This window comes from Mycolicibacterium sp. XJ662, assembly GCF_053484035.1.
In genome coordinates, this window is record NZ_JBEFTL010000003.1 from 286,599 (window position 1) to 298,543 (window position 11,945).

Sequence of the window (11,945 nt, forward strand, 5' to 3'; positions counted from 1 at the left end):
GGGCCCCCGCGCGCTCGGGACCCAGCTCGCCAAGACCTACAGCAGTGAATCCGGCGGGGTGAACCGGTCGCCGTAGCGGGCGGCCAGCTCCTTGGCCCGCGCGACGAACGCCTCCTTGCCGACGCCGGCCGGACCTTCGTAGCCGACGATGAACTGCGCGCTACCACCGGTCCACGGCGGGAAGCCGATACCCATGATGGAGCCGATGTTCGCATCCGCCGTGGATGTGAGCACACCCTCGTCGAGGCACTTCTGGGTCTCCAGCGCCTCGGCGAACAGCATGCGGTCGATCATGTCCTGCAGCGGAATGTCGGCGCTGCCGGAGTTGAACGTCTCCCGCAGCCCCGGCCACAGGCCGGTGCGCTTGCCGTCGACGTACTCGTAGAAGCCGGCGCCCTTCAGGCGGCTGGGCCGCCCGATCTCGATCATCTTGTTGACGACGGCCTCGGCCGGGTGCGGCTCGTAGGTGCCGCCGGCGGCCTCGGTGCCCTTGCGGGTCTCGGTCGCGATCTTCTGCATCAGCTCGAGGTTGAGCTCGTCGGACAGCTGCAGCGGCGGGGCGGGGTAGCCGGCCTGCGAGCCGGCGGCCTCGATGCTGGCCGCCTCGACACCTTCGCCGAGCATGGCCAGCGCCTCGTTGACGAACGTGCCGATGACGCGGCTGGTGAAGAAGCCGCGGCTGTCGTTGACGACGATCGGTGTCTTGCCGATGGCCAGCGTGTAGTCGAACACGCGGGCCAGCGCTTCGTCAGATGTCTTCTCGCCCTTGATGATTTCCACCAGCGGCATCTTGTCCACCGGTGAGAAGAAGTGGATGCCGATGAAGTCCTCCTGGCGCTTGACCCCGGTGGCCAGACCGGTGATCGGCAGCGTGGAGGTGTTCGAGCCGAGCAGCGCGTTGGGCTCGACGATGTCCTCGATCTCCTGGAACACCTTGTGCTTGAGTTCCTGGTTCTCGAAGACGGCCTCGATGACGAAGTCGACACCCTTCAGGTCGGCGGCCTCCCCGGTCGGGGTGATGCGGTCGAGCAGCGCCTTGGACTTCTCTTCGGTGGTCTTGCCCCGCTCGAGCGCCTTGGCCTCCAGCTTTTCGCTGTAGCCCTTGCCCTTCTGGGCGGCCTCCAGGGACACGTCCTTGAGCACGACGTCGAAGCCGGCCTTGGCCGACACGTAGGCGATGCCGGCGCCCATCATCCCGGCGCCGAGCACACCGATCTTGGTAGGCAGCTTCTTGTCGATGCCGTCGGGGCGCGATCCGCCGCCGTTGATGGTCTGCAGGTCGAGGAAAAACGCCTGGATCATGTTCTTGGCGGTCTGCCCGGTCACCAGCGAGGTGAAGTAGCGGCTCTCGATGCGCGACGCGGTGTCGAAGTCGACCTGCGCGCCCTCGACGGCCGCGTTGAGGATCGCCCGCGGCGCCGGCATCGGCGCGCCCTTGAGCTGCTTTTTGAGCAGTGCGGGGAACGACGGCAGCACGCTGCCCAGACCCGGGCTGCTCGGCGTGCCGCCGGGCATCTTGTAGCCCTTGGCGTCCCACGGCTGGGTGTGCGCGTCCGGATTGGCCTTGATCCAGGCCTTCGCTGCGGGTACCAAATCGTCGACGCTGCCGACCAATTCGTCGATCAAACCGATTTCTTTGGCCTTGCCCGGCTTGAACCGGGTGCCCTGACTCAGCACCTCCATGAAGGCCTTCTGGATGCCGAACATCCGCACGGTGCGGGCGACGCCGCCACCGCCGGGCAGCAGGCCCAGGGTCACCTCGGGCAGTCCGACCACCAAACCCTTGACGTCTGCGGCGATGCGGTGATGACAGGCCAGCGCGATCTCCAGGCCACCGCCGAGCGCGGCGCCGTTGATGGCAGCGACCACGGGCTTGCCCAGCGTCTCCAACTTGCGCAGGTCGGCCTTGATGAACTCGACCTCTTCGAACGCGTCGGCGGCGTTGTCGGGGCCGACGTTCATCATGCCCTTGAGATCACCGCCTGCGAAGAAGGTCTTCTTCGCGCTGGTGATGACGACGCCGGTGATCGAATCTTTTTCGGCGACAAGGCGTTCCACGGCGTTGTGCATGGATTCCTTGTAGTGCTCGTTCATCACGTTGGCCGAACCCGTCGGATCGTCCAACGTCAGGGTGACGATGCCGTCGTCGTCCTTGTCCCACTGAATCGTGTTCTCTGCCATGTATTTTCCTTAAACTCGCTCGATGATGGTGGCCACGCCCATGCCGCCGCCCACGCACAGCGTGACCAGCGCGCGACGCGCACCGCGGCGCTCGAGCTCGTCGACCATGGTTCCGGTGATCATGGCGCCGGTGGCGCCCAGCGGGTGGCCCATCGCGATGGCGCCACCGTTGACGTTGAGCTTCTCGTCGGGGATGCCCAGGTCCTTCTGGAACTTGAGCACCACCGATGCGAACGCCTCGTTGAGCTCGAACAGGTCGATGTCGTCGACGGTCAGACCGGCGCGGTCGAGCACCTTCTGGGTCGCCGGCGTCGGACCCGTCAGCATGATGACCGGGTCGGCGCCGCTGGTGGCGGTGGCCACGACGCGGGCGCGCGGGGTGAGACCCTGTGACTGTCCGGCCTTTTCGCTGCCGATGAGCACCAGCGCGGCACCGTCGACGATGCCCGAGCTGTTACCGCCGGTGTGCACGTGGTTGATCTTCTCGACGAAGTGGTACTTCTGCAGCGCCACGTCGTCGAAGCCGCCCATCGCACCGATACCGTCGAACGCGGTCTTGAGCTTGGCGAGCCCTTCCATCGTGGTGTCGGGGCGCATGTGCTCGTCGTGGTCGAGGATGACCAGACCGTTGCGGTCCTTGACCGGCACCACCGACTTGGCGAAGTAGCCGCCCGACCACGCCGCCGCCGCCTTTTCCTGGCTGCGCAGCGCGAACCGGTCGACGTCCTCGCGGGAGAAACCCTCGATGGTGGCGATCAGGTCGGCGCCGATGCCCTGCGGCACGAACCCGACGGCGTAGTTGGTGTCGGGATCGGTGGCCCAGGCGCCGCCGTCGGAGCCCATCGGGACGCGGCTCATCGACTCCACGCCGCCGGCGAGCACCAGGTCGTCCCAGCCGGAGCGCACCTTCTGCGCCGCCATGTTGACCGCTTCCAGCCCGGAGGCGCAGAAGCGGTTGAGCTGCACGCCGCCGGTGGTCTCCGGCATGCCGGCGGCCAGCACCGCGGTGCGGGCGATGTCGCCGCCCTGGTCGCCGACCGGGGAGACGACGCCGAGGATGACGTCGCTGATCAGCGATTCGTCCAGGTCGGGGTAGCGCCGCCGCATCTCGTCGATCAGACCCGTGACCAGGTCGATCGGCTTGACCTCGTTGAGCGCGCCGTTCTTGTTCTTGCCGCGGGGTGTGCGGATGGCCTCGTAGATGAAGGCTTCTTCAGACATGGAGATAGTTCCTGTTCAGGTTGGCCTACGGATTGCCTGTCTTATGGACGGTAGCCGTGCTACCCGCAGCCTAACAGTTTCGGCCAACCTGTTGGTTGGGCGCCTTGGTTGGGCCTCCTGGGGCGCCCAACCGGACAAACGGGCGGGAAAGTGCGAGTAGACCGCGCCATTACGTCGGTCTCGGCGCCAAGGTTCGCGCGCGTCGAGCCAGGCTTCGCGCGCGTCGAATGGCCGCTCAGACGACCCACCGGCAGCTACCGTGACGCGGTGGACGTCCTTCTCGGTATCGACATCGGCACTGGAAGCACGAAAGGCGTCCTCACCGACACGGCGGGCACCGTCCTGGCCGTCGAATCGCTTTCACATTCGATGGAGTTGCCGCGACCGGGGTGGGCGGAGTTCGACGCGGAAGCGGTGTGGTGGCACGAAGTGTGTGCCATCAGCCGGGCGCTGCTCGATCGCATGCCCGAACACGGTGCACTGGCTGGAGTCTGCGTCAGCGGGCTCGGGCCCTGCCTCGTGCTGTGCGACGACGACCTACGCCCTGTGCGGCCCGCGATTCTCTACGGCATCGACAGTCGGGCGGTCGCTGAGATCGACTCGCTCACCGCACAGTTCGGCGAACAACAAATTCTCGAACGCGGCGGCAGCCTGCTGACCAGCCAGGCCGTCGGACCGAAGCTGCAGTGGGTCCGCAATCACGAACCCGACGTGTTCGCCGACGCGACGATGTGGTTCAGCTCGAACTCCTACATCGTCGCCAAGCTCACCGGCGAATACACCATGGACCACCACACCGCCAGCCAATGCGATCCGCTTTATGCGACGCCGACGTTTGAGTGGAATCACCAATGGGCGCAACAGATTTGCCGACATCTCCCGCTGCCCCGCCTCGCCTGGCCGGCCGAGGTGGTCGGTTCGGTCACCGCAACGGCTGCCGCGATGTCGGGGATCCCCGCCGGAACGCCGGTCGTGGCCGGCACCGTCGACGCCTACGCGGAGGCGTTCTCCGTCGGTGTCCGCAAGCCAGGCGATTTGATGCTGATGTACGGGTCGACGATGTTCATGGTGCAGATCGTCGCGGACTTCCACTGGGACCGGACTCTGTGGACGACGGCCGCCGTGGAACGCGACAGCTACGCGTTGGCTGCCGGCACCGCCACCGCAGGCAGCCTGATCACCTGGTTGCAATCCGTGACCGGCGGCGCGTCGCTCGAGGAACTGACCGCAGAAGCTTTGGCGGTACCGCCCGGCTGCGAGGGTCTGCTGATGCTGCCGTATTTCAGCGGCGAGCGGACCCCGATCTTCGATCCGCACGCCCGCGGCGTGTTGGCCGGCCTGACCCTGCGGCACGGGCGCGGCCACCTGTTACGGGCGGCCTACGAGGGCATCGCCTTCGGTGTGCGCGACGTGCTCACGCGTTTTGAGGACGCCTCGCCGAGTACCCGGCTCGTCGCCGTCGGCGGCGGGCTCGACAGCCCGGTATGGCCGCAGGCGATCAGCGATATCACCGGCCGTACTCAGTTGACGCCCGAGCAGACGATCGGCGCCGCCTTCGGTGATGCACTTCTGGCGGCGATCGGCGTGGGACTCGTTCCGCCCGATACGGATTGGACTCGCATGGCCGGGCGCATCGAGCCGAACCCGAAGCATGCTGCGCGCTACGCGGATCTTTACCGGACCTGGCGCGAGTTGTACCTGGCCACCAAGACCCAAGTGCACCGGCTGGCGGCGATGGACCCGCTGTGACCGCATACCCTCGATGGCTATGACAGTTCATCGGCTGCAGCCCTACGCGGTGACCGTCTTCGCCGAGATGTCGGCGCTGGCCGCACGCATCGGCGCGGTCAACCTCGGCCAGGGCTTCCCCGACGAGGACGGCCCGCCGCGGATGCTCGAGATCGCCCGGAACGCGATCGCCGACGGCGTCAATCAATACCCGCCCGGCCTCGGTATCCCGTCGCTGCGTGAGGCGATCGCCGCGCAACGACGGCGGCACTTCGGCACCGAATACGACCCGGACACGGAGGTACTCGTGACCGTAGGCGCGACGGAGGCGATCGCCGCCGCGGTGCTCGGGCTGGTGGAGCCCGGCTCCGAAGTGTTGTTGATCGAACCTTTCTATGACTCCTACTCCCCGGTCATCGCGATGGCCGGTTGCCAGCGGCGCGCGGTGCCGATGGTGCAAGACGGGGGCGCCTTCCGCGTCGACGTCGACGGCCTGCGTCGCGCCATCACCCCGAAAACCAAGGCGCTGATTGTCAATTCGCCGCACAACCCGACGGGCATGGTCGCCGGCGACGACGAACTGCGGGCGCTGGCACAGCTCGCCGTCGACGCCGACCTGTTGGTGATCACCGACGAGGTCTACGAGCATCTGGTGTTCGACGGCCGAGAGCACCTGCCACTGGCCAACTATCCGGGAATGGCCAGCCGCACCGTGACGATCTCCAGCGCCGCCAAGATGTTCAACGTCACCGGCTGGAAGATCGGATGGGCTTGCGGTCCAGCAGAACTCATCGCTGGTGTGCGAGCGGCCAAGCAGTACCTGTCCTATGTCGGTGGCGCACCGTTTCAACCCGCAGTGGCGCACGCGCTCAACACCGAGGAGGCCTGGGTCGCCGCGCTGCGGGATTCCTTGCAGGCCAAACGAAACCGGTTGGGTGCTGCGTTGACCGACATCGGCTTCGCGGTGCACGACAGCTTCGGCACCTACTTCCTGTGCGCCGATCCGCGTCCGCTCGGCTACCACGACAGCACCGAGTTCTGCACCCAGCTGCCGCATAAAGCCGGCGTCGCGGCCATCCCGATGTCGGCGTTCTGCGACCCGGGCGCGGAGCACGTCGGCGCGTGGAACCACTTGGTGCGCTTCGCGTTCTGCAAACGCGACGATACGCTCGAGGAAGCGATCCGCCGGCTGGAAGTGCTGCGACCGCAATAGGCCGTGGTGCCGAGATCGACGGTTTGGCGCGATCTACTCGTACTTTCCCGCCCGTTTATCCCTTTGGGCACTTTTGGCCGTTTGGGCGCTGACTCGCTGGCGCAGGTGTTCGGTGGCGACATCGAGCACCATCTTCTTCGCCCGGCGCAGGAGAAAATCCGGAACAGGCGCGGCCAAATCGATGATCATGTCGAAACGCACCCGCGTCCGATCCTCCCCGACCGGCGTGAGGTTGTACTCGCCGTGCTGGCCGCGCTGCTGCAACGTGGCCTTGGCATCCCAGACCACCCAGTCGTCGCCCCAGTGATACTCGAGCAACTCCTTATCGGTGATTCCCATGATCTTGAACGTCGCCTTGACGTGGTGCGGCCGCCCGTCGGGGTGCCGGTCGAGCACCTCCGTGCGCTTGTGCACCGACGACCACGATGGCACCGCTTCGATGTCGGCGAGCGCATCAAGAATCGCGTCTTTGGGTGCTTCAAAGACGACTTCTCGCGACGCGCGGACCGCCATGGGGCACAGCGTAGCTAACTTACGAGCCCCGTGTACCTGGTTTGGCAGCTAATTGACGTCACCAGCGAATGTCGTCGATGGAGGTGGTCGCCTGCGGCGGAGTGCCGATCGGCGGCGCCGGTGTGCGGGAGAACCGCGGCGCGGGGGCCGCTTGGTCGACGCCGTTGGCGGCCACCATTGTTGACCGAGCACGCAGATGTTCGTTCTGCGCGGCTTCGGTCCAGGTGAGCACCGGGGTGACGCACGCATCGGTGCCTGCGAAGATCTCGGTCCACTCGTCGCGGGTCTTGCTCGCAAACCGCTCGGCGAAGAGCTTGTGCATGCCGGGAAACGCCGCGCGATCCAGTTGGTTGGGCACCTCGTCGGACGCGAGGCCCAGGCCGTCCAGAAGTTGGGCGAAGAACTGCGGCTCGATCGCCCCGACGGCCATGTACTTGCCGTCGGCGGTTTCGTACGTGCGGTAGAACGGTGCGCCGCCGTCGAGCAGGAAGGACTCGCGCTCGTCGCGCAGCGTGCCGGTCGACTTCATCGTCCACGCCATCTGCGCCAGGATCGAGACACCGTCGACCATGGCGGCGTCGATCACCTGACCCTTACCGGAGCGCTCCCGTTCATACAGCGCGGACACGATGCCCAGCAGCACCAGCATCGATCCGCCGCCGAAGTCGGCCACCAGGTTCAGCGGCGCGACGGGTGGCCGGTCGCGGAACCCGATGGCCGACAGCGCCCCGGTCTGCGACAGGTAGTTGATGTCGTGGCCTGCGGTGTGCGCCAGCGGTCCGTGCTGGCCCCATCCGGTGATGCGGGCGAAGATGAGCCGCGGGTTGACGGCGGCACAGTCGTCGGGCCCGATGCCCAGGCGCTCGCAGGTCCCCGGGCGGAACGCATCGATGAGCACGTCGGCCTTGGCGGCGAGGTCCAGCAGCGTCTGCGGGTCCTTTTTCACGTCCAGGTCGACGACGCGCTTGCCGCGGTGCAGCAGGTCGACGTTCTCCGCCGGCATCTGCAGGCCGCCGGGTCGACGCACCCGCACGACGTCGGCGCCCAAATCCGCCAGCACCATCGCGGCGTGCGGGCCTGGCCCGATGCCGCCGAGTTCGATGACCTTCACCCCGGCCAGGGGTCCGCTGTTCGTCACCGAAGCAACGTAACTCGGACCCGCCAACGTGGTCACTTCCCCGCTTCCGAGGGCACGCGCTTGGCGGGGGCGCCAGTCAGCTCACAGTTCCTGAGCGCCGACAGGACCCACGTCCTGATCACCACACAACAATGGAACCCACTGACCAACACCGGTTCAACCCGGATGGTGGTGATCAATACCGCCACCGGTAAGCAGGTTGGCGGTGCAGTGACCGTCTCCGGCCAACCATCGGGCGCTCCGCTCTTCGCCGTCGACGGCACCCGTGTCCTGGTCAGCACGTTGGCAACCAAAAGCTTCACCGGAGCCAACACCACCCGCATCGCAGTGCTGCGGATTGTCTAAAGCGCTAACTTGTTCCGTACCTGGGCATAATGTGGGCCAGTTCGTCGCGGCTCGTCGTCCCGGTCTTCATCATGGCCCGGTAGATGTGGCTCTCGACGGTGCGGATGGACAGCGTCAACCGTTCGGCGATCACCCGGTTGCTCAGACCTTCACCGAGCAGCATGACGATCTCGGCTTCTCTGTCGGTGAGCGGCAAGACTTCGACGGCCTGACGAAGCGCGGGAGTGCTGATACCGCATCGGGCCGCAATGGCTTCCGCTCGCGCCGAAGATCCCAGCGCCGACCCGCGTTTGTCCTGTCGGCGGTACACCAAGGTGGCGTGAGCAGCCGCGTCGACCGCGGCGACGCGGTCCCCCATGCTTTCGAATTCCTCTGACAGCGCGACTAGTTGAGCCGCTTCGGCGTTCCGTAACGCAGCGGCGAACCGTGCCGCCAGGCCCACTCTCGGGCCATCGACCATCGCCTTGAGCTGTTGGAGCCGCGGCGCGCAGGTGCGGTCGCCGAACTGTACGGCTGTCTGAAGGCAGAGCACCTCGGCTGCGAACTGTCCTTTCTCGGAGGACCTTTCGGCTGCCGTCAACACGTCGGCGACCGCTTGGCTGACCGCACCCTGACCGGCGGCCACCCACGCCCGCGCGAGGCTCCGCTCGAAATCCAACGACCGAAACCGGCGTTGCACTTTCTCGGCCAGGGCCAGCGCATTGGCCGCCTCGGTTGTCGACCCGTTTACCGCGAGCGCAGTGGCGCACGGTAGGCGGTAGCGGTAGCCCCAGCCGAGAGGATGCGACGCCGACAGTCCTTCCGCTGCGTACTCGAGTAACGAACAGGCGGTCTGCAGATCCCCCGCGCCGAGCGCGGCCCGACCGGCGATGGCGGCACCGAGCAGTTGAGCGGCCCCGGGCAGATCCGCGGCCTGCTGACGGGCGCGCTCGGCCACGTCGAGCGCCTCGTTGACGTGACCGGCGAGCAGCAACGCGCTCACCTCGGCGTCGGCGATGTTGAACCTCATGTGCGGGGCGTCGAGAGATCGGGCGGCGACGGTGTAGCCGGCCTCGGCGCGCGCGACGGCCGCGGCGGCGTTGCCGGCATCTGCCGATATCTGCGTCAGGACCCACGCCACTTCCGTGCCGACGACGGGGATATCCTCCAGCGCAAGCTGCTCGGATGCTTCAAGGGCTTTGTCGGGGTGGTCCATCGCGAACCAGTAGACGGTTCGGAAGGCATCGATGTAAGCGTGGGCATCGGGAGTGGTGATCCGCGCGGCCTCGTCGATGATCGCTTTGGCCCTCTTGGGCTCACCAAGCACCCACAGGTGTTGCTGCACCGCAGGAACGCCAGCTTGGCCCGGTCCCGGTCGGTCAACTCATCGCCGCCGATGCCTGCGAGCACGTGCTCCGCTTCTTCACCGCGGCCTAGCCACGACAACGCATGCGCGCGAACGAAATTGGGTTCGGCACCAGCACCGGCTGTAACCGCCGCCCGCGCGATCCGGTCGGCTAGGGCCAGTTCTCCCAGCCACACGGCGCCGTAGGCCGCCTTGACGAGCAGGGCTACGTCCGGGTCGAGGTCGGATTCCATGCTCAGCGTCGCTCGGCGGACGACCCCTCGGACGTCGTCGGGGTGGGCCGAGGCCGCGAGTTCCGTTGCGATCAGGCCACGAAGTCGTCGCAGCCGACTTTGCGGTGCGCGCCTGCGACGCACCTCGCCGTACAACGGATGCGCCACCCGCGCTTCGATGCCGTCCCCCGCTGCCTCGAGGGTGATAAGGCCGCGGGTTTCGGCCTCCTCAACGGCGGCCGCGTCGGTGATCCGGGCCAGGGCAGCGAGGTCGATCGGTTCCCCGACGGCTACGACGTCGACCACATCGCCGACCACCGCCGGCAGGTCTCCGATGCGGGACTCGACCAACTCGACCAACCCCGGCGGCATGACGGGATCACCGACCCAACGCCAACGCGCGTCGTCCTGGACCAGGCGTCCACCCGCGACCTCCTGCTCGACGATGTTCTGCAGATACAACACGTTGCCGCGGGTCAGCCGCCACAACCGCCGCGCGGCCTCGGCATCCACCCGCCCCCTCAGCGTCGCCGATAGCAAGGCCGTCGTTTCGTCCAGGGACAGTGGTTCGAGGTCGATGCGGTCGAACCTGCCCTTGACCCATATCTGCTGTATCGCAGGGGGAATCGGCTCCCCGTCTCGGACGGTGAGCACCACCTTGGCTGCGTCGCGTGCCACGATCTGGTGGAGGACGAAGGTCGACAGGTCGTCGAGCAGGTGCACGTCGTCGACACCGAGGACCACCGTGGCGTCGTCCGATGTGGCGGTCAACGAATCGATGACCCCGCGCAGGAGCGTGAAGGTGTCGCTGACCCCGGCCGGCGCCCACGACGTGAAGGCGCCGAGCGGTATTGCCCGTGCCGCCGCGGCGCCCGCGGTCCAGCGCGTCTCGTAGCCGCGTGACGCAAGCGCCGGGAGCGTCTCACGAGCGATTCGGCTCTTGCCCACCCCTTCCGCACCGCAGATGAGCACACCGGAGACGTCCGAGGCCGCGATCGCGGCCTCGATGACCTTCATCTGCTCGGTGCGGCCGGTCAGCGGCCACGACAACCCCACTTCGCGAGCTTAGAAGCGCCCGAACCGGTTCGCGCCGCATTCCTCGACTTCGGGCATCGGCGGTTCTCAGCCGCCCTTCTTGACTTTGAGCACCTGCTTGCGCAGACCGTCGGTGGCCGCCTCGAGACCGCCCTTCATCGCGCGCTTGAGCACGAAACCAGGGATAGGCACCGCCGGGTCGACGGTGATCTCGAACCGCACCTTGGTCTTGTCGCCGTCGGCGGTGAGCGTGTACGACGCGCTCTGCGTCTTGAGCTGGCTGGATTCGAGCAGCGTCCAACTCGCGCTGTTGTCGGTCCAGGAGTACTGCACGACCTGTTCGTCGGAGATGCCCATGGTCTTCAACTTCAGGCGCACCCGGCCCGGCCGACCGTCGGCGTCGCGGTCGAGCACCTCCGCGCCCTGGTGTTGCGACGACCAATCCGGCGCGGACTCCACGTCGGCGATGACGTCGAGAATTTCGCCAGGGCTCGCCTCGATCACGACCTCGCGGGCATCCTTGGTGGCCATGTCCAGACCTTATCCCGGTTACGGTTGGCGGCATGGAGCTTTGGGAATTGGCAGCCCGCGAACGCATCAGAGACACGCTGGCGCGGTACAACTGGTCGGGCGATGCGATGCGACTCGACGACCTCGCGGGCGCGTTCTGCGAGGACGGCGAACTGGAGGTGCGGGGCACAGATCCGGTGAGCGGCCGTCGCGCGATCGTCGACTTTCTCGGCGGTGCCGTCGCAGTCCCGAACGCAGCAGCGGAGGCGTCGAGCGTGAAACGCATCGTGCGGCACAACGTGGCGAACATCCGCTTCACCGACGTCACACCGCAACAGGCGCGGGTTGCTTGCTATTTCACCGTCTTCACCGAGATCGGTCTGGACCATTTCGGCCGCTACCGGGACGTGTTCGTACCCGTCGACGGTGACTGGTTGATTCGTCACCGCTTTGTCTCCACCGATTGGAGCGCGCCGAACTCGACGATGGCGCGCTGATGCGCAA

At 66.8% G+C, this 11,945-nt stretch carries 9 protein-coding genes and 1 pseudogene; 4 read left to right on the plus strand and 6 right to left on the minus strand.

What is annotated here, in order from left to right:
• Positions 1-36: 36 nt before the first annotated feature.
• Entirely contained in the window at positions 37-2,181 is a 2,145-nt protein-coding gene (locus ABQE93_RS12265) for a 3-hydroxyacyl-CoA dehydrogenase NAD-binding domain-containing protein (protein ID WP_448407622.1), read from the minus strand.
• A 9-nt stretch (positions 2,182-2,190) separates the two neighbouring features.
• A complete protein-coding gene (locus ABQE93_RS12270) occupies positions 2,191-3,402 on the minus strand; it encodes an acetyl-CoA C-acetyltransferase (RefSeq protein ID WP_448407621.1) in 1,212 nt (403 codons plus the stop codon).
• 267 nt (positions 3,403-3,669) lie between these two features.
• On the opposite strand from ABQE93_RS12270, the gene ABQE93_RS12275 reads away from it, so the two are divergent.
• Both ABQE93_RS12275 and ABQE93_RS12280 read left to right on the plus strand, forming a co-directional pair.
• Positions 3,670-5,151 carry an FGGY-family carbohydrate kinase gene (locus tag ABQE93_RS12275; RefSeq protein WP_448407620.1) on the plus strand — a complete coding sequence of 494 codons (1,482 nt, stop codon included), beginning with the start codon at positions 3,670-3,672 and terminating at the stop codon, positions 5,149-5,151.
• Positions 5,152-5,170: 19 nt separating this feature from the next.
• Positions 5,171-6,343 carry a pyridoxal phosphate-dependent aminotransferase gene (locus tag ABQE93_RS12280; RefSeq protein WP_448407619.1) on the plus strand — a complete coding sequence of 391 codons (1,173 nt, stop codon included), beginning with the start codon at positions 5,171-5,173 and terminating at the stop codon, positions 6,341-6,343.
• A gap of 33 nt (positions 6,344-6,376) precedes the next feature.
• Here ABQE93_RS12280 and ABQE93_RS12285 read toward each other — a convergent pair whose 3' ends face one another.
• Entirely contained in the window at positions 6,377-6,856 is a 480-nt protein-coding gene (locus tag ABQE93_RS12285) for an SRPBCC family protein (protein WP_448407618.1), read from the minus strand.
• A 58-nt stretch (positions 6,857-6,914) separates the two neighbouring features.
• Positions 6,915-7,994 (minus strand): CaiB/BaiF CoA transferase family protein, encoded by a 1,080-nt coding sequence (locus ABQE93_RS12290; protein WP_448407617.1) that lies wholly within the window; start codon positions 7,992-7,994, stop codon positions 6,915-6,917.
• Between the two features lie 60 nt (positions 7,995-8,054).
• Between ABQE93_RS12290 and ABQE93_RS12295 the strand changes: the two genes are divergently transcribed.
• A complete protein-coding gene (locus ABQE93_RS12295; protein ID WP_448407616.1) occupies positions 8,055-8,339 on the plus strand; it encodes a hypothetical protein in 285 nt (94 codons plus the stop codon).
• A gap of 4 nt (positions 8,340-8,343) precedes the next feature.
• On the opposite strand, the pseudogene ABQE93_RS12300 reads toward ABQE93_RS12295, so the two are convergent.
• Positions 8,344-10,913, minus strand: a pseudogene (locus ABQE93_RS12300) (LuxR C-terminal-related transcriptional regulator).
• Positions 10,914-11,018: 105 nt separating this feature from the next.
• The gene (locus ABQE93_RS12305; protein ID WP_448407615.1) at positions 11,019-11,462 is read right to left on the minus strand and encodes an SRPBCC family protein; all 444 of its coding nucleotides are present in this window, start codon (positions 11,460-11,462) and stop codon (positions 11,019-11,021) included.
• A gap of 32 nt (positions 11,463-11,494) precedes the next feature.
• Here ABQE93_RS12305 and ABQE93_RS12310 point away from each other — a divergent pair, with 32 nt between their 5' ends.
• Entirely contained in the window at positions 11,495-11,938 is a 444-nt protein-coding gene (locus ABQE93_RS12310; RefSeq protein WP_448407613.1) for a nuclear transport factor 2 family protein, read from the plus strand.
• Positions 11,939-11,945 lie beyond the last annotated feature (7 nt).